Genomic DNA, 22,998 nt, shown 5'->3' on the forward strand with positions numbered 1-22,998 from the left:
TTCATGACCCGGGCTCTGACCTTCTTCGAATCCATCGGGGTCGCCGTAAAGGCCGTGATGACCGACAACGGGGCCTGCTACCGGTCCCGGGTCTTCAGCCAGGTCCTCGACGACGCCAAGATCGGTCACAAGTGGACCCGGCCGTACCGGCCTCAGACCAATGGGAAGGTCGAACGGTTCAACCGGTCCCTGGCCGCCGAGTGGGCCTACGCCCGCGACTACACCAGTGAAACTGAACGCGAAGCGGCCTACACGGAATGGTTGCATCACTACAATCACCACAGACCCCACACCGGTATCGGCGGCCAGACCCCCTCAGAACGTGTTCACAACCTCACGGGGAAGTACATCTAGGCAGCACGCGCGGCTCCGAGCCGGTCCGATGGTCCATGACGGCAGTCCGTTGGTCGAGAATTCTCCGTACCTCTCGACCTTGCGGCCCGCCCGGGTGGCTCGCGCAGGCTGACGGCCATGATCACCGTGACACATCTCACCAAGACATACGGTCCCGTCACCGCCGTCGACGACATCTCCTTCACCGTGGGGCCCGGACAGGTCTGTGGCTTCCTGGGACCCAACGGCGCCGGCAAGTCCACCACCATGAGGTGCCTCGCCGGACTCACCAGACCCACCTCGGGAAGTGCGACCGTGCTGGACACCCAGTACTCCCGCATCCCGAATCCGGGTCGTCAGGTCGGCGTCATGCTCGACGCCTCGGCCCAGCACCCTGGCCGCACCGGCCGGGAGACGCTGAAGCTGGCGGCGCTGATCCAGGGGCTCCCCGATGGTCGCGTCGACGAGGCCCTGGAGCTCGTCAGACTCACCGCTGCGGAGTCCCGGTCCCGGGTGCGGAACTACTCCTTGGGCATGAGACAGCGACTCGGCCTGGCGGTCGCGCTGCTCGGCGACCCCCGCGTCCTCATTCTCGACGAGCCCGCCAATGGCCTGGATCCCGAGGGGATCAGTTGGATGCGCGCCCTGCTGCGCGACCGGGCCGATCGAGGGGACGCGGTGCTGCTCAGCTCCCACCTGCTGCACGAGGTGGAGCTGGTCGCCGACACCCTCGTTCTCATCGGCGGTGGGCGGATCCTCACTGCGGGTCCGGTCGACGAGCTGCTGAACGGCGATCGCAGCCTCGAGGAGCTCTACCTGTCCCGCACCGAGACCACCGCCCGCCGCTGATCCGCCACCCCTTTCCAGCGATCATCCTCGCCTTTTTCAGATCAGGAGTCCTGTCATGACCACCACGACCCTCACCGGTTCATCCCCCACCTCCGTCGAGACCGACAGTGCGCGGCACCCCGGCATCCCATTCACCCGGCTGCTCCGCGCCGAGCGGCGCAAGATGACCGACACCCGTTCCGGCTTCTGGCTGGTGCTGGTGCTGATTCTGGGAGCGCTGGCGGCGGCTGTCACCGTCGTGGCGACCTGGGACCGTCTGGCCGACGGGCCGAACCCCTCCTGGACGCTCGGTGGTGCCTTCATCCCGTTCGTCCCGATGACTCTGCTGCCGGTGCTTGCAATCCTGCTGATCACCTCGGAGTGGAGTACCCGGTTGGCCCTGTCCACCTTCACCCTCGAACCGCGCCGCGGCCGGGTGATCGGAGCCAAGACTGTTGTCACGGTGGCAGCCACAGTGCTCATCTGGGCGCTGTGCCAGGGACTCGCCGCCCTCGCCGCGCTGCTCGGAGAGGTGATTCACTCCTCCTCACCGGTGTCGTGGACGATCCGCTGGTCCGCGCTGGGCGGTGACCTCGCCCAGGCGGTGCTGCTGGTGCTTGTCGCGGCGGCGCTGGGACTGGCGATCGGCAATGCCCCGGCTGCCATCGTGCTCTACCTGATCCTGCCGGTGCTGACGACAACTCTGGCGCTGATCCCCGGGTTGCACACCGCAATGGGCTGGGTCTCGCTCGACGCGATCTCAATGCTGGGTGCCGGATCCCTCGACACCCGCGGCTGGGCCCATGTGGCTGTGTCGGCTCTCATCTGGATCGTCATTCCGGCCGTTGTGGGCACGATCCGCACTTTGCGCCGAGAGGTCAAGTGACTGCGACCGCGTTCGGGAAGTTGTTGATCGGCCCGGTTGGGGTGGGTCCGGCCGCAGCAGAAACGAGATCTGCCACGCAGGGACCCGGCGGGCGCACTATCCAGCCGCCGCCCCACATATGGCAGATCTCAACCGAAGACCGGCCGCAGCAGAAACGAGATCTGCCACGCAGGGACCCGGCGGGCGCACTATCCAGCCGCCGCCCCACATATGGCAGATCTCAACCGAAGGTCGGCCCACCGGCCCGCCGGCCATTCCTTCCGGCGCCGGTAACCTCGGTTCCGTGACCCGCATTGTCCTGGTCCGTCATGGCCAGTCCACCTGGAATCTGGAGCACCGGCTCCAGGGGCAGCGAATGGACGTACCGCTGAGCCCGTTGGGTCGCGACCAGGCCACCGCCGCCGCGAGCACGGTTGCCGGTCTGGTCGACCGGAGCACCCCGGTCTTCTCCAGCGATCAGGACCGTGCCCTCCAGACCGCCGCCCCCATCGCGGCCGCCCTGGCCTCGACCATTCACCCGGATCCGAGGCTGCGCGAGCAGGACCTGGGCCGGATGGAGGGTCTCACCCCCGATCAGCTCACCCCCGAACCCATTCCCGAGGGAGTCGACATCGCCGATGTCCGGTGGGCCGGCGGGGAGTCGCTGGCCGATGTCGCCGCGCGCAGCCGCTCCTTCCTCGCGGATCTGGCGGTCAGCGAGAACGGTCATGCCCCCGACCAGGCGGTGATCGTCGGTCACGGTGACGCCCTGCGAGTACTCATCGCACTGCTGGACGGCCGCAGTCATCGCGAGTGCGACTTCAACCTGGTCCTGGGCAACGGAGATGTCATCACTCGGACCTGGCCGGGCGGGTCAGCGTAGCCTGACCAGCGTGCTGAGCCAGGACCCGACTCTCCGTCAGCCCGCCGCGCTGATCCTGCGCGGCCGGCGCTTCGACGCATCCCATCCGGCGGTGATGGCCGTCATCAACCGCACCCCGGACTCCTTCTACTCCCAGGCCCGCCACACCTTCGACGACGCACTGCGCCGCCTCGACGAGGTGGCCGGCCACGGTGCCGACATCGTCGACATCGGCGGGGTGCGGGCCGGCCAGGACGGTCCCGAGGTCTCCGAGGAGGCCGAGATCGAGCGGGTGCGCCCCTTCCTGGAACGGGCCCGCGCCGAGCATCCGGAGATCCTGCTCAGCGTCGACACATGGCGCTCCGGGGTGGCGCTGGCCTGCGCCGGACTGATCGACGTGGTCAATGACACCTGGGCCGGCGCCGACTCCGAGCTGGCCGGGGTGGCCGCCCGACTGGAGGCCGGTCACGTCGTCTCGCACACCGGGGGCCTCCCCCCGCGTACCGACCCGCACCACGTGCACTACGAGCGCGGGGTGGTGGCCGATGCCCTGACCGAGCTGGCCCGCAGCGCCACCCATGACCGCGAGATCGGCATCCCGGCCGAGCGGATCATCATCGATCCCACCCTGGACTTCGGCAAGACGACAGCCGACTCGCTGGCCTGCCTGCGCCGAACCGACCTGTTCGTGGATCTCGGCTATCCCGTGCTGGTGGCCGCCTCCCGCAAGGACTTCGTCGGGGAGACTCTCGATCTTCCGGTGGACGACCGTCTGGAGGGCACCCTGGCAGCGGTCGCGGTCTCGGTCTGGATGGGAGCCACCGTGATCCGTGCCCATGATGTCCGCGCCACTCGCCGGGTGGCGGACATGGTGTCGTCCATTCGCGGCGACCGGCCACCGGCCCGTTCCCAGCGAGGAGTCTGAGACGACCACTCCGCGCAGAGACGTCGGCGTCCCCACCGGCTCGATGGCCGCCCACCTGCTGGCGCTCACCGGCGCAAAGGGCTGACGCAGGAACGATCGTGCGCGAGAATGCGCTCATGGCCACAGTGGAGATCCTTCGAACCGACATCACCACCCTCGCTGTCGACGCCGTCGTCAACGCGGCCAACTCGTCGCTGGCAGGAGGGGGCGGGGTGGACCGCGCCATCCACCGCGCCGCTGGACCGACCCTGGACGTGGAGTGCCGCACGCTGCGCCAGACCAGGTACCGGGCCGGCCTGGCGACCGGTGCGGCGGTCGCCACCTCGGCGGGTCGAATGCCCGCCAAGTGGGTGATCCACACCGTCGGCCCGATCTGGGACGGTTCCGGGCACCAGGACGGCCTGCTGGCCAACTGCTACCGCCACAGCATCGCCGTGGCCGACGAGGTGGGCGCCTACAGCATCGCCTTCCCGTGCATCTCCGCCGGCGTGTATGGCTATCCGATCGACCGGGCGAGCCGGGTCGCAGTGACGACTTGCCGTCAGGCGCGCCCCGACATCGTCAACCGCATCATCCTGGTGGCCTACGACGACCGGGCGGAGAAAGCCCTCCAAGCGGCAATGGCAGAAAGCTGATCGCTGCCCCCATCGCCAGTCGCATCACCGAAGGAGCCTGACGGGAACTCTCGGACCCCAGCCACTCAGCGCGCGGTCCTGCGCCCCGACCTGAGGAAGATCGGCACGAGAACGGCGACCAGCAGGACGACGGTGACCCAGTTGACGACCTTGTTGTACTCGTGCAGAAGGTCGACGATCGGGTCGCCGACCGCCCTCCCGGCGAGCAGGAATCCCAGGTTCCACACGGTCGCGGCGATGAAGTCGATGATGAGGAAGGTGCGCAGCTTCATCCCGGAGGCTCCCGAGAGCACGAAGACCACCGGCATGAGGGGCAGCGGGATCGGCGCGTAGGCCACCAGAATGCCCAGCCATCCGAGCCGTCCGGCCCATCTCTCGAGTCGGTCGTAGCGCCGTTGGGCACGCGGAGAACTACCGGCCCAGACCTCGATCATGCCCCGGCCCCACAGTTTTCCGGCCCACCAGTAGACCCAGTCCAGTTTGATCGAGACCAGTGAGCCGAGCAGCAGCCACGCCCACCAGTGCGGTGCGCTCCCCACCGCCACCAGGGCGCCGGTCGCGGCGGCCCCGATCCGGGACCCGGACACCCCCAGCATGATGTCGGGGCGCAGTCCGAGCAGCCACCCCTTGAGCGGCAGCATGGCCAGCCCGACGACGCCGACCAGGCCGATGCAGGCCATGCACCAGTAGTCCCGCTTGCCGGGCTTCTGGTGCCACGGCATGCCGGAGTCCTGCCACCAGGGCGCCTCCTCGTCGGCTGCGGTCCCCTCGTCGGCAGTGGTCCCCTCGTTGGCTACCGCCCCGCCATCGGCTGCGGCGTCCTCCCTGCCAGCGGCCCTCTCGTCGACTGCGGCCCTCTCATCGGGTACGTCTGATGAGGGGTTCAGCTGCTCGTCGGCGGGGCGATCCATGGCCTCGACGATACCCGGGAGCGGAGCTCGCCCCGGTCCGCTCTTCATCCCCGCAATGACCCGGTCGCCCGGCATCTGCGCAGGTCAGCGGCTCAACCCCGGTCAGCGGCCAGCTCATCGAGGACGGCCTTGAGGACCACCGCGTTGTTGTGCTCGCGGTCCTTGGCGTCGTATAGGAGGTCGACGTCGTCCTGGTCGGCCAGCTCGTCGAGGAGGTCACGGGCGGCGCCAGAAGCCTCGAGCTCCTGGCGGTAGCGCTCGACGAAGGCGTCGAACTTGGCGGGGTCGTGGCCGAACCACTTGCGCAGCTCGGTGCTCGGGGCGACCTCTTTGGGATGGGCGTCGAGGGCGGCGCGAACCTTGCTGATGCCGCGCGGCCAGAGCCGGTCGACGAGCACCCGGTAGCCGCCCACCTCGGGCGGCTCGCCGTCCTTGCCGGCAAGATCGTCTCGAATGTTGAGGACTGTGAAGGTGGTCATGACCCCACCTTTCCACGCGACGGTGAGGAGGGGTCGATCTCCTCCCTGGCCTGCTCGAAGGCGAGGATCGCCCGGTCGATCTGGGTGCGGTCGAGGGCGGCCGACATCTGGGTGCGGATCCGCGCCCTGCCCCGCGGCACCACGGGGTAGGAGAAGGCGCGCACATAGACCCCGCGGGCCAGCATCGCGTCGGCCATCCGCGCCGCGGCGACGGCATCGCCGATCATCACCGGGCAGATCGGGTGGTCGGACGCCGGGATGTCGAATCCGCGCCGGGTCATCTGCGAGCGGAAGTACCGGGTGTTCTCGCGCAGCCGCTCGAGCAGTTCGGGCGAGCGGCGCAGCAGGTCGAGGGTGGCCAGGGTGGCGGCCGCGATCGAAGGCGCCAGGGAGTTGGAGAAGAGGTAGGGCCGCGACGTCTGCCGCAGGGTCTCCACCACCTCCCGGTAGGAGCAGGTGTAGCCGCCGGAGGCTCCGCCCAGGGCCTTGCCGAGAGTTCCGGTGAGGATGTCGACCCGGTCGCGCACTCCCCAGTGCTCCGGCGTCCCGGCTCCGGTGGCCCCGACCAGTCCGACCGCGTGGGAGTCGTCGACCATCACCATCGCGCCGTACCTGTCGGCGAGGTCGCAGATCTGCGGCAGCGGGGAGACGAAGCCGTCCATCGAGAAGACGCCGTCGGTGGCGATCACCACTCGTCGCGCCCCGGCGGCGTCGCGCAGCTGATCCTCCAGATCGGCCATGTCCTGGTTGCGGTAGCGCAGCCGACGGGCCCGGGAGAGCCGGACCCCGTCGATGATCGAGGCGTGGTTGAGCTCATCGGAGATGATGACGTCGTCGGCCCCGAACAGCGGTTCGAAGAGCCCGCCGTTGGCGTCGAAGCAGGACGAGTAGAGGATGGTGTCCCAGGACTGCGGGTCGTCGGGATGGAGGAACTCGGTGATCGCCTGTTCCAGCTGCTGGTGCAGGGTCTGGGTGCCGCAGATGAACCGCACCGAGGCCATCCCGAATCCCCAGGTGTCCAGGGCCTTCGCGGCCGCTGCGATGAGGGTCGGCGAGTCCGCCAGGCCGAGGTAGTTGTTGGCGCACAGGTTGATCACCCGGCGACCGTCGGCCACCGTGATCGACGCCGACTGGGGGCTGGTCAGTGCGGCCTCGGTCTTGAACAGGCCCTCCTTCCTGAGGACGTCGAGTTGGCCGGTCAGTTGGTCCCTGACTTTTCCGTACACGGGGCACCTTCTCCCAATCTCTCGGCCGGCAGTCTCCTGTCGGCTCCTTCCCGGCGACCGACCGCTCAGTCGAGCGCCTCCCAGTTCATGACGACCTTCCCCGACCGGCCGTTACCGGCGATGTCGAAGGCCCGGCGGTACTCGGTGACCGGGACCCGGTCGGTGATCACCCCAGAGATGTCCAGCCCGGAGCGCAGCAGTGAGGCCATCGCGTACCAGGTCTCGAAGATCTGCCGGCCGGTGACTCCCTGCAGGGTGAGCATCGAGAAGATCACCTTCTCGATGTCCACCTCGGTGGGTGCGGTGGGGGTGCCGAGCAGGGCGATCCGCCCGCCGTGGGCCATGTTGGCGATCATCGCGGTGAGGGAGGAGGCCGATCCCGACATCTCCAGTCCGATGTCGAACCCCTCCCTCATGTCGAACCGGTCCCACACCCCTGCCAGCGGTTCGCGGGAGACGTCGACGGTGTTGGCCAGGCCCAGGGCTCGGGCCAGGGCGAGCCTCTGCGGGGAGACGTCGGCGACGACGACGTTGCGGGCCCCCTGGAACTGGGCCACCAGGGCGGCCATGATGCCGATCGGGCCGGCCCCGGAGACCAGCACGTCCTCGGCCAGGCAGGGGAACTGGAGGGCGGTGTGCACCGCATTGCCGAAGGGGTCGAAGATGGCGGCGACGTCGGGGTCCAGACCGGGGATGTGGTGCACCCAGACGTTGGCCGCCGGCATCGCGAAATACTGGCAGTAGGCGCCGTCGACGGCGTAGCCGATGCCCTTCGTGTTGCGGCACAGGTGGCGCTTGCCGGCCAGGCAGGCCCGGCAGCGTCCGCAGACGTAGTGACCCTCACCGGAGACGAACTGGCCCACCTCCAGGTCGTCGACCTCCGAGCCCAGCTCGACGATCCGCCCGCAGAACTCGTGGCCGACGATCCTGGGCGCCTCGACATTGCGCTGGGCCCAGCCGTCCCACCGGTCGATGTGGACGTCGGTGCCGCAGATGCCGGTGCGCATCACCTCGACGATCACCTGGTTGGGCCCGGCGACCGGGTCGGGGACGTCGATGAGGTCCAGCCCCGGGGCGGGGCGGGTCTTCACCAGAGCCTTCATCAGTACCTCCATGTACCTGTCAGGCGACAAGAAGTCGTCGACCACAAGGGCCGACAGCCACGGCGGCCCCGTACGGCACACACTATGCCGTCGGAGCCGCCGCTGCAGCGACGCGGCCGGGTCTCAGCCCTTGAGGCCCGAGGTCGCCAGTCCCTCGATGACCCTCTTCTGCATGGAGAAGAAGAGAATGAAGATGGGCGCCATCGCCATCGTCGAGGCCGCCATCATGAGGGCGTAGTCGGTGGAATGCTGGCCGGCCAGGGTGGCGATGCCGACGCTCAGCGGCATCGACTCCTCACGGGTGGTGACGATCAGCGGCCACAGCAGGTCGTTCCAGGACCACAGCACGGTGGTGATCATCACCGCGAAGAGGCTCGGGTTGACCAACGGGAACATCACCCTCCAGAAGGTCTGCCACGGGTTGCAGCCGTCCAGCCGGGCGGCCTCCTCCAGTTCCATGGGCAGGCTCATGAAGGCCTGCCTCATGAGGAAGACGCCGAAGGCCGAGAAGAACCCGGGCAGCACGATGCCCCACGGCGTCTCCAGCAGGCCCAGATTCTGAACCACCTGGTACTGGCCGATGAGGTAGGACTGGCCGGGCACCATGAGGATGGCCAGCAGCAGACCGAAGAGCAGACCGCGACCCTTGAACCGCATCCGGGCGAAGGCGTAGCCGGCCATCGAGCACAGCAGCAGCTGGACGACAGTCCTCAGCACGGTGATCTCGATCGACACCCAGAACTGGTGCAGGAAGGGCAGCTTCGCGAAGACGTCGGAGTAGTTGCTCCACTTCCAGTGCTCCGGGATGAATTTCGGCGGCACCGCCTGGATCTGCGCATTCGTCGAGAGCGACATGAGGATCTGGTAGACGAACGGAAAGACCATCACGATCCCGCCGAGGATCAGCAGGATGTGGACCGGCAGGTAGCGCTTCTGGGAGACGTGCCCCTGCTTCTTCGCCATCCGGGCGATCTCTTCGCGGCTGTACTCGCCGGTGACGTCGGTGCTCACCAGTGGCGTGCTCACACCGGAGGCCGAGGCGCCCGGGGTCTGGATCATCGAGTCAGACATAGTTCACCCACTTCTTCTGGCCGATGAACTGGATCACCGTGACGATCGCCACGAAGAGCAGGATGACGATCGCGGTGGCGGCGCCGGCCCCCTGATTGCTGTCGACGAAGGCCTGCCGGTAGAACAGCGAGACCAGGGAACGGGTCTTCGGTTCGGCCGGGTTGCCTCTCCCGATCATCGCGAAGAGCGCGTCGAAGAGCTGGAAACCGCCGATCGTCGTGGTGATGGACAGGAAGAAGATCGACGGGGTGAGCAGCGGCACGGTCACCCAGCGGAACTGCTTGACGCCGGTGGCCCCGTCGATCGAAGCGGCCTCGTAGAGCTCTCTGGGAATGCCCTTGAGACCGCTGGACAGGATGATGACGTTGAACCCGATCGAGCACCACAGGCCGAAGACCGAGACGGCCACGATCGCGAATCCGGGGGTGACGATCCAGTACGGCGGGTCGTCGACGCCGACGACTCTCAGGAACTGGTTGATGAGTCCGAAGTTGCCGTTGTAGAGCACCTTCCACACCTGGGCCACGGCCATCGGCATGGCCAGGTAGGGCAGGAAGTAGATCATCCGGTACACGCTCTTGCCGCGCAGCCCGGGCAGCTCCACCATCGAGGCGATGGCCACCGACAGCGGCACCCCGATGAGCAGGATCAGCGTGTACAGCAGGGTGTTGCCGATCGCCGAGCCGATCTCGGGCTCGGCGAACAGGGACTTGTAGTTGTCAAGGCCGACGAACTGGGGGTCGCCGCCGAAGGCGTTGGTCTGTTGGAAGGACGTGATGATGTTCTTCACGATGGGCCAGTAGTAGAAGACCGCGACGCCCAGCATGAGCAGGCCGATGAAGGCGACGGGCCAGGCTCCGACGCTTGTGGGAGAGCCCCGGCGGCGCCGGCCCTTCGGGCTGGCGGAGCCGGGGCGCGGGGCGGTGGCGCCCCGCGCACCAGCTTCGGACATCACTTCTCCTTGGCCAGCTCAGCGTTCATGAAGTCGGCCATCTGCTTGGCCGCGGCCTTGACGGTCGTCGAGCCGTCGAAGGCCGGCACCAGGATGTCGGCCTCCTTGTTGGCCCAGACGTCGGTGTTCTTGCTCACCGGGTAGGTGACCGCGTAGTCATTGGCGGCGTCGATGAACAGCTGCATGTTCAACTTCGGGAAGGCCTTCACCCAGGCGTCCTGGGTGTCATTGAAGGCCGGGATGGCGGTGCCGTTCTTGGCCTCCACCTCATGGGCCTCCTTGGAGCTCATGTGGGCGGCCAGCGCGATGGCTGCGGCCTTGTTCTTCGACTTCTGGGAGACGGCCCACGCCAGGCCGTGAATGATGGTGCCCTTCTTCTCCTTCTTGGGCAGGTCGATGACCCCGAACTTGTCCTCCTTGCCCTTGAGGTCGGCGGCCAGCTGAGAGGCCATCCAGTCCCCGGACCAGAACATGGCGGATTTGCCGTTCTCGAACATGACGTCGGGCTTGGTGTCGGTGACGATCTTGGCGGAGGCCACCGAGCCGTCCTTGATCCAGTCGGCCCAACACTGCAGACCCTCGATGGACTTCGGGTCGTCGTAGCCGGACTTGCCGTCCTTGATGACGTAGCCGCCGGCCTGGGCGATCGTGTTGTAGTAGGTGCCCTGTCCGTCGCCGTTGATGGTGGTGGCGCAGCCGTAGATGCCCTTCGACTTGCCCCAGTCGGAGATCTTCTTGGCCTTGTCGTGGAAGTCGTCCCAGGTCCAGTCGGCCTTGGGCTCCTCCACCCCCGCCTGCTTGAACAGGTCCTTGTTGTAGAAGACGCCGATGGTGTCGTAGTCCTTCGGGACGCCGTAGTGCTTGCCGTCGTAGGTGTAGAGCGTCACCAGGGCGTCGGGGTAGTTCTTCCAGTCGACGCCCTGGGAGGTGATCGAGTCGAGCGGCTCGAGCATGTTGTTGGAGGCGTAGAGCTGGATGTTCGGGCCGTTCATCCACATGACGTCGGGCAGTTCCCCGCCCTGCGCCTGGGTCTTCATCTTGGTCCAGTAGTCCGCGTAGGCCGTCAGATTCGTCCGGATCTTGATCTTCGGGTACTTCGCGTTGAAGCTCTTGATGTTGGCCTGGACGGTCGGGGTCTGGTTCTTGTCCCAGTACGCCAGGGTCAGGGTGGCGGAGGTGTTCGCGTCGATGGATGCGGCCGCCGAGGGCGACCCGCTCTCCTTCGACCCGCATCCGGCCACGGCCATTGCGGCGAGCGCTGCCGCTCCGGTGAGGAAACTACGCCTCTTCATGGTCTTCTCCTTGCTTTCCCGAGGTCACTTGACCTGATTGTTGAGGAAATACGTGACGATCTCGCCAGGGAGCGACGGGATCTGCCGCGGCGTCGAACCGTGCCGCAGCGAGTCTGTGGCCTGGATACCGGCCGCGACCGCATACCAGGCGCCCAGGGGGGAGGTGTCGGTGCGGGCGCCGCTGCGAACGAACCGGATGAACTCGGTGACGGTGAGCACGTCGGCGTCCCCGTGGCCGTTGGCGTCCCCGAGGATCGGGAACTGCTCGTCCCCCTCGGCGCTGTACTCGGTGCGGTGGTTCCACAGCCGGATGAGCCCGCCCTCGCCGTCACCGAAGTTCTCGATGCGGCCCTCGGTGCCGATGACGGTGTAGTTGCGCCAGTAGTCGGGGGTGTAGTGGCACTGCTCGTAGGAGGCGAAGACGCCGGACTCCATCCTCATAAGCATCATCGAGAGGTCCTCGACGTCGATGACCGGGTTGAGCCCCTTCTGGGTGAGCGGGGGCCAGTTGTCGTGGGAGAACCAGTCGACCATCAGGTCGTCGGTGTTGTCGCGGCGGTCGGAGACCTGGTTGTAGAGGGTCTGGCCGCCCATGGCCACGACGTCTGTGGTGTGGGAGTCGGCGAACCAGTGCATGACGTCGATGTCGTGGGCCGCCTTCTGGAGCAGGAGGCCGGTGCCGTGCTCGCGGGTGGCGTGCCAGTCCTTGAAGTAGTAGTCGCCGCCGTTGCCGACGAAGTGGCGGCACCAGATGGCCTTGACCTCGCCGATCCGCCCGGTGCGGATGAGGTCGCGCATCGAGCGAACGACGTTCATGTGGCGCATGTTGTGGCCGACGTAGAGCTTGGTGCCGGTTTCGTAGGCGGTGGTCAGGACGCGGGTGGCCGAGTCGAGGGTGATGGCCAGCGGCTTCTCCAGATAGACCGGGATGCCGGCCTCCAGCAGCGCGCAGGTGGCGTCGGCGTGAGTGTCGTCCGGAGAGGTGACGAAGGCGACGTCGACCCCGGCCTTGATGAGCCCGTCGACGTCGGGGCTGATGGAGATCTCGTCGGGGTCCTTCTTGAGCCGGGAGACGACCCGCTCGCGGGCCAGGTGGTGGGGCTCGGCGACGGCGGTGATCGCGCCGTTGTTCTCCTCGAGTTCGGAGTTCAGAGCGAGGCTGGCCCGGGCGCCGACCCCGACGACCCCCACTCTGAGGGTGTCGGTGCGAAGCTGCGAGGGGACGGTGGTCGTCATTGTGGAGTGAGGTCCTTTCTCAAGTTCTGCTGTGACGAGATCGAAATTCCGGAAAGGCACCGGCCGAGGGTCCGGAATGCCCAGGAGGGTGCCGGCGGCGGTGTGCAGGGCGACGGCCAGGGCACCCGAGACCGAGGCGGCCCAGCCGAGCCCGGAGACCTCCGCGGGAAGCGGCGGGGCGCCGACCGGGCGGTTGCTGATAAGCCGGGCGACGACACGGCGGATGGCCAGCAGGGAGGCCGGGGTCGGGCCCGTGATGACGATGAGGTCCGGATCGATGACGGCGGCCATCGAGCCGATGGCCACAGCCGCGCTCTCGACCCACTCGTCGGTGGGGCTGTCGAACTTGTCGAGGGGCTGGCCGAGGATGTCGCTCACCTCGCCGGCGTTCCACTGCCGGCCGTGGTGGACCCGCCCGCCCAGCACCAGGCCGGTGTTGAAGCCGCGGGTCATCTGCACCATGAGCAGGTCGGCGTCGGGGGCGATGGACCCGGCCTGGCGTCTGGCGGAGAACTCGCCGAGGGCCGCCATGTTGATGTCGTTGTCGACGGCGACGGGGACCCCCAGCCGAGAGGAGATCTCGGCGGCCAGCGGCAGGCCGTTCCACTGCGGGACGAGGTCGCTGCGCTGGATGACGCCGTCGCCGTCGATGACGCCGGTGGTGGAGATGGCAATCTGGCGCAGGGCGCCGTGACCGGGGGCCTGGCGGCCCGCCGCCTCGGCGATCATCTCGCTCACCTCCGCCAGCCGTGCCTCGCGCTGCTGGGAGTGGATCGCAACGGTCCGGGCGGACAGGATCCCGCCGTGGATGGAGGCGACGACCACCAGGGCCGAGCTCACCAGGACGTCGGCGGCGACGATGATGCCCGCCGCGGGCTCGATCTCCCAGCTGGCCGCGGGGCGTCCGACGGCGTTCCCGGCACCGCCCTGCGACTGGCGGACGACGCCGTGCGATTCGAGGGCGCCCAGCAGGGAGATGACGGTCGGGCGGGAGAAACCGGTCTTCGTGACGAGGTCCCGGACGGTGGCGGGGCTCGTGTGGCGCAGCGCCGCGAGGACGACGTCGGCCCTGGCGCGCTTGGCCTCCTGATCGCTGCTGACCATGGCCCCTCCCGGTGTCGAAGCTGAAACACGATGGTTACAAAAGCCCTTTTCGAAAGGGTCTTTCAAATGAACAGCTCCACTCTCAGCGCAGAGGGCGGCAGTTGTCAACAGGCTCGGCGGGATTCCCACCATCCGGTCACCGCGCAGGTCCGCCCGCACATCCCCCTCCCGCCCCCCGACCGCCCTCTCCCTCGGGGGTTTCTCCTCCCAACACGCCGTCCCCCAGCTCTGACGGGCGCTGGGACGGCGTGTTGGGATGCAGAATCCCCACCTCGCTCCGAACTTGAGTCCCGGGGGTCGCGACGGCTGAGGCCCGCCCCGCAGACCATGCCGCCCACGAACTTGAGTTCCGGGGGTCGCGACGGCTGAGGCCCGCCCCGCAGACCATGCCGCCCACGAACTTGAGTTCCGGGGGTCGCGAGGGCTGAGGCCAGCCCGGCCGACCTGAATCCCGCGAACTTGCGGCCAGGGGATGCAAGGGGGTTGCCCCCTGCCGATAATGAGTGCGTGGCTGTGAGTGTGTTCGACATCTTCAAGATCGGCATCGGGCCGTCGAGTTCCCACACGGTGGGACCCATGAGGGCGGCCCGGGTCTTTGCCGGCGATCTGGCATCGGATCCCCGGTACAGGGAGCTGACACGGGTACGGGCGCAGCTCTTCGGATCCCTGGGGTCGACCGGTCACGGGCACGGCTCGGAGGGGGCCGTGCTGCTGGGTCTGGAGGGCGAGGACCCGGCGACGGTGGACACCGACGCGATGCGCCCGCGTGAGGCGATGATCCGCACCTCGGGGCGGATCGCCCTCAATGCCGCACGGCCCGACGAGTCACTGGAGATCGGCTTCGACGCCGATGAGGATCTCGTTCTCTATCGCACCCGGTCGCTGCCCTTCCACCCGAACGGCATGATCTTCACGGCCTGGGCCGACGACGACGTGGTCGCCGAGCGGACCTTCTACTCGATCGGCGGAGGCTTCGTCGTCGAGCACGGCGATGACGGGCATCCCGCTGTGGTGCCGGACTCCACCCCGGTGCCCTTCCCGTTCCGCACCGGGGCGCAGCTGCTGGAGCACTGCGTCGACAACCGCATGAGCATTCCCGAGGTGACGATGGCCAATGAGGTCTCGTTGCGGTCCGAGGATCCGGGGCGGGCCGAGGAGCGGGTGCGCGAGGGGCTGCTGCACATCTGGGAGGTGATGCACGACTGCGTGGAGCGCGGCACCTCCAGGTCCGGGGTGCTTCCGGGCGGTCTGCACGTGCGACGACGGGCCATGAAGATGCGCCGCGATCTGGAGGCCCGGGAGCGGCGCGTACCCGGGTCTCCCGAGCCCTTCGGCGCGCTGGACTGGCTGACGGTGTGGGCGCTGGCGGTCAACGAGGAGAACGCGGCCGGCGGCAGGGTGGTGACCGCCCCGACCAACGGTGCGGCGGGAATCGTCCCGGCGGCCCTGCATCTGGTGGTCCGCTACCTGGTTGTCGATCGGGTGACCGACTCCGGGACGCCGGGGGTGGGGACCGAGGACGACGACGCCATCGTGGCGTTTCTTCTGGCCGCCGGTGCGATCGGGACGATCTTCCAGCAGTCGGCGTCGATCTCGGGAGCGGAGGTGGGCTGCCAGGGGGAGGTCGGAGTGGCCTGCTCGATCGCGGCGGCCGGTCTGACCCAGGTGCTGGGCGGCACCGTCCATCAGGTGTGCAATGCCGCCGAGATCGGGCTGGAGCACCATCTGGGGCTCACCTGCGACCCGGTGGGCGGACTGGTGCAGATCCCCTGCATCGAGCGGAACGCGGTGGGCGCCATCAAGGCCCTCACCGCGGCGCGGCTGGCCTGCGCCGGCGACGAGCAGCAGATCGTGAGTCTGGACCAGGTGATCCGGACCATGATGCAGACCGGTCGCGACATGAAGAGGAAGTACAAGGAGACCGCCCGCGGCGGCCTCGCGGTGAACATCGTCGAGTGCTAGCCGTCCGTCCCCAGCAGGAGCCGACCCTCTCCGCCCCGGTGCGCCGACGTCGTCCGCTCAGGGGGAACACTCGCCCGCTCGGACCTGGCGGGACTGCGGAGTAGCATCGCGTGGCCCCCGAACCCGCATTACCAGTGACACAGAACAGGACCTCGATGACAGAACTCCAGCGCGGCGATCAGACCAGGCCGTGGCCATCCCTGTGGGCGATGCTCATCGGCTTCTTCATGATCCTCATCGACACCACCATCGTGTCGGTCGCCAACCCCTCCATCCAGCGGGGACTGGAGACCTCCACCACCGGGGTGCTGTGGGTGACCAGCGCATATCTGCTGGCCTACGCCGTCCCGCTGCTGGTCACCGGTCGACTGGGCGACCGGTTCGGCCCCAAGAAGGTCTACCTGATCGGCCTGGTGATCTTCACCCTGGCCTCCCTGTGGTGCGGCCTGTCCAACCTTCTGCCGGGCAGCGGGATCACCAACCTCATCATCGCCCGGGCCGTCCAGGGCCTCGGCGCTGCCGTGATGGCTCCCCAGCCGATGGCCGTCCTCACCCGCACCTTCCCGCGGGAGAACCGCGGTGGCGCGATGGCCCTGTGGGGTGCCACCGCAGGGGTCGGCACCCTCATCGGACCGATCCTCGGCGGCGTCCTGGTCGACGCCCTCGGCTGGGAGTGGATCTTCTTCGTCAACGTGCCGATCGGCATCGTCGGACTGGTCCTGGTCACCCGGCTGGTACCGAACCTGGAGCTGCGCACCCACCAGTTCGACTGGCTGGGCGTCGCCATCTCGGGGACGGCCATGTTCCTGCTCGTCTTCAGCCTCCAGGAGGGCAACAGCTACCAGTGGAACGGTTGGGTGTGGGCCGGGATCATCGCCGGCGTCGTGGTGATGGGCCTGTTCGTGTGGTGGCAGGCCGTCAACCGCAATGAGCCGTTGCTGCCGCTCAATCTGTTCAGCGACCGCAACTTCTCCCTGGCGAATCTGGCGATCGCGGCCGTCGGTCTGGCGGTGACCTCGCTGTTCGTCCCCCTCATCTACTACTTCCAGCTCGTCCACGGCATGCGGCCGACCGAGTCGGCGCTGATGACCGCACCCTCCTCGATCCTGGGACTGGTCCTGGCCGCACCGGCCGGACGCCTCACCGACCGCGTCCACCCCGCTCTGCTCGCGGGGCCGGGCATGGCGCTGATGTCTGTGGGGATGTGGCTCTACGCGACGATCCTGTCGCCCACCGTCGGATGGGGCTGGCTTCTCCTGCCCTCGGCCGTGATGGGACTCGGCAGCGCCTTCGTGTGGGGTCCGATCTCGGCCACCGCGACCCGCAACCTGCCTCTTCACCTGGCCGGCGCGGGATCCGGGGTGTTCAACGCCACCCGGCAGCTGGGCTCGGTGATCGGGTCGGCCGCCGTGGCGGCGCTGATGACCAACCGGATCAGCACCCAGCTGTCGGCGGCGACCGGCGGTCGGGGCGGCCACGGCGCCGCCAGGATGGGTGACGCCGCCTCCCTGCCGGCCTTCCTGAAGGCTCCGTTCACCACCGCCATGGCACAGACCGTCGTCCTCCCGGCGATCGTCATGATGGTCGGAGTGATCGCCGCGGTGTTCTTCGCCAAGCCCGGATTCATGGACCCGGGGACGCGCCCGGCGGGTTCCGAGGACATCGACGCAGCCCTGTCCGACAAGGCCTGATCACGGCGCGGCGGACGCCGTCCGGGATTTCGGTGCCGGTCTGCCTCAATCTCCCCCGAGCAGCTATGCTCAGGACTGACCGGTGAGGTGCTGCGCCTGACCGGGCCCCGGCGGCCGCCTGGCCGCCAACTTCCACTACGGATCGTCGGGCACGTACCTGCCCGTGGAAAGGAACAGCCGACATGGCAACTGTTCAGTACAAGGAGGCGACCCGCGTCTACCCGGGCACGGATCGCGCGGCTGTCAGCAAGCTGAATCTCGATATCGGTGACGGCGAGTTCATGGTTCTCGTCGGACCGTCCGGCTGTGGCAAGTCCACCTCGCTGAGAATGCTGGCCGGCCTGGAAGAGGTCAACGCGGGAAGCATCTGGATCGGGGATCGGGATGTCACCGACCTCCCGCCGAAGGACCGTGACATCGCCATGGTCTTCCAGAACTACGCGCTGTACCCCCACATGACTGTCGCGGACAACATGGGCTTCGCGCTGAAGATGCAGAACGTGCCGAAGGCCGAGCGTCAGCAGCGGGTCCTCGAGGCCGCCAAGCTGCTGGGCCTGGAGGACTTCCTCAACCGCAAGCCGAAGGCCCTCTCCGGTGGCCAGCGGCAGCGTGTCGCGATGGGTCGCGCCATCGTGCGCAACCCTCAGGTCTTCCTGATGGATGAGCCGCTGTCCAACCTGGACGCCAAGCTGCGTGTCCAGACCCGTACACAGATCGCGGCCCTCCAGCAGCGTCTGGGAGTCACCACCGTCTACGTGACCCACGACCAGGTCGAGGCCATGACGATGGGCGACCGGGTCGCCGTGATGCGCGACGGCCTGCTGCAGCAGGTCGACACCCCGATCACCCTCTACGACGCCCCCGCGAACCTCTTCGTCGCCGGGTTCATCGGCTCTCCGGCCATGAACCTCATCGACGGCACCCGGGTCGACGGCGGCATCAAGGTCGGCGACTTCGTCGTGCCGGTGGCTCGTGAGGTGCTGGACAAGGCCCCGAACGAGACGAGCTTCACCCTCGGTATCCGCCCGGAGAACTTATCCCTGGCCGACGAGGGCATCCCGCTGGATGTCGCGGTGGTCGAGGAGCTCGGCTCCGACGCCTACCTCTACGGCTCGCTCACCGGCTCCGGCCGGGCGGCGAACCTCGAGGACGGCGAGGGTCACCAGATCGTGGCCCGGATCTCCTCGCGGCGTCCCCCGCAGCACGGCGCACAGGTCCGTCTGGGCGTCGACCCGACGACGGTGCACGTGTTCAGCAAGGAGTCCGGCGAGCGGATCTCCAACCCGGTGAGCTGAATGACGGCATGACCCAGAAGGTCTGACCGACTCCTGGAGACACGGCGGCGCCCCCGAACCTGTGGTTCGGGGGCGCCGCCGCGTGCTGTCCGCTCAGTGGTCGCCCGATGGTGCGGGTCGCACCGGTCCCAGCCGTGGCCGGCCACCACTGGCGCCGGACGGCCCGGACCGGTCAGGGCGTGCCGGGATCGGGACCTGTCGGGTCAGCTCACCGAGACGTGGACGTGGTCATAGTGGTTGGCGGTCGTCGAACCGCGGTCCGACATCGGACGCCAGCCCTCCGAGGAGCGCTGAACGTTCCAGATCTTCTGGCTCCAGATGATGTAGTGCACTCCCAGGCTGGAAGCATTGGCGCGGACGTAAGCGGCGATCTCGTCGCCCATCCCGCCGGAGACCATGATGTCGACCGCGTGGCCGGTGGCGTGATCCTGAGAACCGGCGGTCAGCAGACTGACCTGCGGGTATCGGGCCTTGACCGCCCTCATCACGGCGACCGTGTTGGCGGCCAGTCCCGAGGTGTCGCCGATGGAGACCTTCGACGCGCTCCGGGTCGGAGCCTTGGTCGTGGTCCTGGTCGCCGAAGGTGAGGTCGTCGCCTTCGTCCGGGACGTCGTCTTCGTGCGGGTCGGGTTGGCCGTCGCACTGGGCTTGGTCGTGGCGCGGGTCGGGCTGGCAGAGGCGGTGAGCCGTCCCATCTCGGTCGCCCGGGCCGACGTCGTGACCGGCGGGCGGGATGCGTCGGAGCGGCTGATGCCACCGGTGCGCGAACGCTCCCCCCTCGACGGGGTGGCCGAGGCGGTGGATCCCTCGGAGGCGGGCGTGGCCGTGGTGGTCCAGGCGGCGGGGGCCTCGGCCCGGTCGGCGACCCCCGATCCCCCGTTCGCCCCGGCGACCACCCCCGAGCCGATGACGGCCAGGGCGGCCACCGCGGTGACGCCGACCACCGCCCGTCGTCTCACCCGGGTGGCCAGTCGCGGCCGGGCGCGGCGCGGTGCGGCGTCGAGGGGTTCCAGCAGGCTGTCGTCGGAGGCCTCGGTGCCGAGATCGTGAGAGGCGCTCTCGTCGAGCGCTCGTCGGGGACCGGTTGGGGTCGACTTGGACATGAATCACCCTCCATGGCGGATGACGTGGGATGAAGGTCCCTGTCACTGTAACCGAAGCTGAATGAAAACGAAAGAAAAGCTGAGACTTTCACATAATTATGGATCTGGCGGTGTCCGGCAGAGTCTGGTGGTGTGCTGCTGCACCGCGGACCATCCACCCCGGTCGAGCCGGACGGCGGCCGCCCGGCCCTGGCACCGGGGCGACAGTCCCCGGACGAGGACGCCTCCCCCCGGCGACCGGACCGATACAGTCTCAGCGAGCGAACCGCTTCATCTGCGAGGAGAGTCTCATGAGTTCAGACGACCGGCATCTGGCCACCCCCCTGTCGGGGACCCCGGCACGGGAGGGGCTGTCGGAGCGGATGCGCGGGCTCACCGCCGGCATCGCCGCCCCCGAACTGCGCAGTGCGGTCGTCCCCCCGCTGTACCTGTCGACCAACTACGTCTTCTCCGGACTCGACGGGCGTCCCCAGTTCGACTACTCCCGTGGGCACAATCCCACCCGCGACCTGCTGGGCGAGGCGCTGGCCACCCTGGAGCACGCCTCGGGAGCCACCGTGACCTCCTCCGGAATGGCGGCGATCACCCTGCTGATCGAGACCACCGTGCCGGTCGGCGGCCATGTCATCGCCCCGCACGACTGCTACGGCGGCACCTGGCGGCTGCTGGACACCTGGTCGCAGACCGGCAGACTGACCGTCGACTGGGTCGACCAGACCGATCCGGACCATCTCACGCAGGCCCTCGGACAGTTCGACGGAGCCCCCGTGCACACCGACCTGGTGCTGGTGGAGACGCCGTCCAACCCGCTGCTGCGCATCACCGACATCGCCGAGGTCTCCCGCCTGGGACACGAGGCCGGCGCGGTGGTGGCGGTCGACAACACCTTCTGCTCCCCGCTGCTGCAGCGTCCCCTCACCCTGGGCGCCGACTACGTGGTGGCCTCCGACACGAAGTTCATCAACGGCCACTCCGATGTGGTCGGCGGCTCGGTGGCCTCGGCCACCACCGAGGGGGCCGAGAGGATCGCCTACCACGCCAATGTCATCGGCGTCACGGCATCCCCATTCGACTCCTGGCTGACTCTGCGCGGACTGCGGACCCTGGACGCCAGGCTGCGGGTGCACGCCGAGAACACCCGACGAATCGTCGACACCCTCACCTGCCACCCGGCGGTCACCGCGGTGCACTGGCCCGGCCTGGCCGACCACCCCGGCCACGATCTGGCCGCCCGGCAGCAGGACGGCCCCGGCTCCCTCCTCAGCTTCGAACTGGCCGGCGGGCTGGACGCCGTGCGCCGCTTCCTCGACGGCCTGCGCGGGTTCACCCTGGCGGAGTCCCTGGGCGGCGTCGAGTCCCTGGTCTGCCACCCGGCCACGATGACCCACGCCGCGATGAGCGAGAAGGCCAAGGCCGACGCCGGCGTCACCGAGTCGATGATCCGGATGAGCGTGGGCATCGAGCCCGCCGAGGACCTGGTCGCCTGCCTCACCGAGGCCCTGGGTCGCGCGGCGTCCTGACTCCTGCCGATGTCCTGACGGTTCCCGGCGTCCTGTCCCCTGCCGGACCGGGCCTCTCGGGCCGTGACCGGTCCCTCCCCGACGTCATGCGGCCCGCACCTGGTCCCTCCCGGCCCGGGCGTGTCGGACCGAACCGACTGAGCAGAAGGTGCCCGGCCGCGCAACCGGATGGCAGACTTGAGCCGTGACGCGATTCCTGTCGGCAAAACCTGATGCCCGGTTGCTCCCGCTGCCCTGGAGCACACCCCTGGCGAACTGGCCGACGGACCGCCTGGTCGCCCTGCCGCGAGGTATCTCGCGGCACGTGGTGCGATTCATCAAGGTGGGCAGCGACGTCTACGCCGCCAAGGAGGTCATCGAGCACCTGGCGATCCACGAGTACCGGTTGCTCACCGATCTCAAGCGGCTGGGCACCCCCTCGGTCGAACCGATCGGCGTGGTGACCGGCCGGGTGGACTCCTCAGGCGAGGCCCTCGACCCGATCCTCATCACCCGTCACCTCCAGTTCTCGCTGCCCTACCGGTCGCTGTTCCACACCGGGGTCCGCCAGGACACCGTGATGAGGCTGCTCGACGCCCTGGTCGTGCTGCTGGTGCGACTCCACCTGGTCGGCTTCCTCTGGGGAGACGTCTCGCTGTCGAATGTGCTCTTCCTGCGCGACGCCGACGCCTTCGCCGCCTATCTGGTCGACGCGGAGACCGGCGAGCTGCACGACCGACTCACCGACGGCCAGCGCGAGCACGACCTGCAGATCGCGCGCACCAACATGTTCGGCGAGTTCCTCGACCTGGAGGAGGGCGACATGCTCGACTCCTCGCTGGACCCGCTCAACCTCGTCACCACCATCGAGACCCGCTACCGCCAGCTGTGGAGCGAGCTCACCGGCGCCGAGGAGTACGCCGGCTCCGACATCTCCCAGGTCGAGTCGCGGGTGCGCCGGCTCAACGCCCTGGGATTCGACGTCGCCGAGCTGGACATCGAGACCTCCCCCGACGGCTCGACCCTGCGGATCCAGCCGAAGGTGGTCGACGCCGGCCACCACCAGCGGCGCCTGATGCGCCTCACCGGGCTGGACGTCGAGGAGAACCAGGCGCGGCGTCTGCTCAACGACCTGGACACCTTCCGCGCCCGCAAGGGGCTGCAGCACGTCGACGAGGCGGTGGTCGCCCACATGTGGCTCACCGAGTGCTTCGAGCCGGTGGTCGCCGAGATTCCCCCCGAGCTCAACCGCAAGCGCGAGCTCGCCCAGTTCTTCCACGAGGTGCTCGACTACCGCTGGTACCAGTCCCAGCGGGAGCACCGCGAGGTCTCCCATATCGAGGCCGCCAAGGGATACGTCCGCGACGTGCTGGCGAAACTGCCGGACGAGGCGATGAGCATCGAGTCGGTGGTGCCGGTGGCCGGGGAGAACGTCTCCGACCAGGCGGTGCACAAGATGGTCAACCCCTACGACCCGTCACTGGGGTACGTGGAGGACGAGGAGGAGGAGCCCCCTTACGATCCCTGGGAGGACGCCGAGGCCACCGAGGACACCGGCCCGGAGGTCCTGGACATGGCGGCGCTGCGCGCCAGGTCGAAGTCGAAGAAGTAGTCCCGCCGGGGTCG

General features: G+C 68.3%; 20 protein-coding genes. 11 read left to right on the forward strand and 9 right to left on the reverse strand.

Features of this window, described 5'->3' with window-relative positions; genetic code table 11:
* From H590_RS0107900 to H590_RS0107925, 6 genes are all read left to right on the forward strand, one after another.
* On the forward strand, positions 1-354 hold a 354-nt coding region (locus tag H590_RS0107900; RefSeq protein ID WP_028702403.1), incomplete at its 5' end, for an integrase core domain-containing protein.
* Between the two features lie 117 nt (positions 355-471).
* Positions 472-1,182: an ABC transporter ATP-binding protein gene (locus tag H590_RS15590; protein ID WP_036981619.1), complete on the forward strand. Its 711-nt coding sequence runs from the start codon at positions 472-474 to the stop codon at positions 1,180-1,182.
* A 55-nt stretch (positions 1,183-1,237) separates the two neighbouring features.
* Positions 1,238-2,047: an ABC transporter permease gene (locus H590_RS0107910; protein ID WP_036981621.1), complete on the forward strand. Its 810-nt coding sequence runs from the start codon at positions 1,238-1,240 to the stop codon at positions 2,045-2,047.
* 283 nt (positions 2,048-2,330) lie between these two features.
* Positions 2,331-2,909 (forward strand): histidine phosphatase family protein, encoded by a 579-nt coding sequence (locus tag H590_RS0107915; RefSeq protein ID WP_036981624.1) that lies wholly within the window; start codon positions 2,331-2,333, stop codon positions 2,907-2,909.
* Between the two features lie 10 nt (positions 2,910-2,919).
* Positions 2,920-3,813 (forward strand): dihydropteroate synthase, encoded by an 894-nt coding sequence (folP, locus tag H590_RS0107920; protein ID WP_028703138.1) that lies wholly within the window; start codon positions 2,920-2,922, stop codon positions 3,811-3,813.
* A 116-nt stretch (positions 3,814-3,929) separates the two neighbouring features.
* Positions 3,930-4,448, forward strand: coding sequence for an O-acetyl-ADP-ribose deacetylase (locus tag H590_RS0107925; RefSeq protein ID WP_028703139.1), 519 nt, complete (start codon positions 3,930-3,932; stop codon positions 4,446-4,448).
* A gap of 65 nt (positions 4,449-4,513) precedes the next feature.
* Here H590_RS0107925 and H590_RS0107930 read toward each other — a convergent pair whose 3' ends face one another.
* The 8 genes from H590_RS0107930 to H590_RS0107965 all read right to left on the reverse strand — a co-directional run bounded on the left by H590_RS0107930 (position 4,514) and on the right by H590_RS0107965 (position 13,822).
* Positions 4,514-5,359, reverse strand: a complete 846-nt coding sequence (locus H590_RS0107930; RefSeq protein ID WP_028703140.1) for a DedA family protein — start codon at positions 5,357-5,359, stop codon at positions 4,514-4,516.
* Between the two features lie 92 nt (positions 5,360-5,451).
* The gene (locus H590_RS0107935; protein WP_028703141.1) at positions 5,452-5,838 is read right to left on the reverse strand and encodes a DUF488 domain-containing protein; all 387 of its coding nucleotides are present in this window, start codon (positions 5,836-5,838) and stop codon (positions 5,452-5,454) included.
* Positions 5,835-7,064: a glycine C-acetyltransferase gene (locus H590_RS0107940; protein WP_028703142.1), complete on the reverse strand. Its 1,230-nt coding sequence runs from the start codon at positions 7,062-7,064 to the stop codon at positions 5,835-5,837. Before H590_RS0107940 ends, H590_RS0107935 begins: the two co-directional genes overlap by 4 nt.
* Before the next feature lie 65 nt (positions 7,065-7,129).
* The gene (tdh, locus tag H590_RS0107945; protein ID WP_028703143.1) at positions 7,130-8,167 is read right to left on the reverse strand and encodes an L-threonine 3-dehydrogenase; all 1,038 of its coding nucleotides are present in this window, start codon (positions 8,165-8,167) and stop codon (positions 7,130-7,132) included.
* Between the two features lie 123 nt (positions 8,168-8,290).
* Positions 8,291-9,178, reverse strand: coding sequence for a carbohydrate ABC transporter permease (locus H590_RS0107950; protein WP_028703144.1), 888 nt, complete (start codon positions 9,176-9,178; stop codon positions 8,291-8,293).
* 52 nt (positions 9,179-9,230) lie between these two features.
* Positions 9,231-10,190: a carbohydrate ABC transporter permease gene (locus H590_RS0107955; RefSeq protein ID WP_015069612.1), complete on the reverse strand. Its 960-nt coding sequence runs from the start codon at positions 10,188-10,190 to the stop codon at positions 9,231-9,233.
* Positions 10,190-11,482 (reverse strand): ABC transporter substrate-binding protein, encoded by a 1,293-nt coding sequence (locus tag H590_RS0107960; protein ID WP_028703145.1) that lies wholly within the window; start codon positions 11,480-11,482, stop codon positions 10,190-10,192. The genes H590_RS0107955 and H590_RS0107960 overlap by 1 nt, the downstream gene beginning before the upstream one ends.
* 24 nt (positions 11,483-11,506) lie before the next feature.
* Positions 11,507-13,822 carry an ROK family protein gene (locus tag H590_RS0107965; RefSeq protein ID WP_028703146.1) on the reverse strand — a complete coding sequence of 772 codons (2,316 nt, stop codon included), beginning with the start codon at positions 13,820-13,822 and terminating at the stop codon, positions 11,507-11,509.
* A 507-nt stretch (positions 13,823-14,329) separates the two neighbouring features.
* On the opposite strand from H590_RS0107965, the gene H590_RS0107970 reads away from it, so the two are divergent.
* The 3 genes from H590_RS0107970 (at position 14,330) to H590_RS0107980 (ending at position 18,770) form a co-directional block, all read left to right on the forward strand.
* Positions 14,330-15,784, forward strand: coding sequence for an L-serine ammonia-lyase (locus H590_RS0107970; protein WP_028703147.1), 1,455 nt, complete (start codon positions 14,330-14,332; stop codon positions 15,782-15,784).
* 155 nt (positions 15,785-15,939) lie between these two features.
* Positions 15,940-17,475, forward strand: coding sequence for an MFS transporter (locus H590_RS15595; protein WP_036981628.1), 1,536 nt, complete (start codon positions 15,940-15,942; stop codon positions 17,473-17,475).
* 182 nt (positions 17,476-17,657) lie between these two features.
* Positions 17,658-18,770, forward strand: a complete 1,113-nt coding sequence (locus tag H590_RS0107980) for an ABC transporter ATP-binding protein (RefSeq protein WP_028703148.1) — start codon at positions 17,658-17,660, stop codon at positions 18,768-18,770.
* A gap of 203 nt (positions 18,771-18,973) precedes the next feature.
* On the opposite strand, the gene H590_RS17300 is transcribed toward H590_RS0107980, so the two are convergent.
* Positions 18,974-19,873, reverse strand: a complete 900-nt coding sequence (locus H590_RS17300; protein WP_028703149.1) for a VldE C-terminal domain-containing protein — start codon at positions 19,871-19,873, stop codon at positions 18,974-18,976.
* A gap of 290 nt (positions 19,874-20,163) precedes the next feature.
* Between H590_RS17300 and H590_RS0107990 the strand changes: the two genes are divergently transcribed.
* Both H590_RS0107990 and H590_RS0107995 read left to right on the forward strand, forming a co-directional pair.
* Positions 20,164-21,393, forward strand: a complete 1,230-nt coding sequence (locus H590_RS0107990) for a trans-sulfuration enzyme family protein (protein ID WP_232020940.1) — start codon at positions 20,164-20,166, stop codon at positions 21,391-21,393.
* A gap of 184 nt (positions 21,394-21,577) precedes the next feature.
* Positions 21,578-22,984 carry a DUF4032 domain-containing protein gene (locus H590_RS0107995; RefSeq protein ID WP_028703151.1) on the forward strand — a complete coding sequence of 469 codons (1,407 nt, stop codon included), beginning with the start codon at positions 21,578-21,580 and terminating at the stop codon, positions 22,982-22,984.
* Positions 22,985-22,998: the final 14 nt, after the last annotated feature.

This window comes from Acidipropionibacterium jensenii DSM 20535 (assembly GCF_000425285.1).
GTDB lineage: Bacteria > Actinomycetota > Actinomycetes > Propionibacteriales > Propionibacteriaceae > Acidipropionibacterium > Acidipropionibacterium jensenii.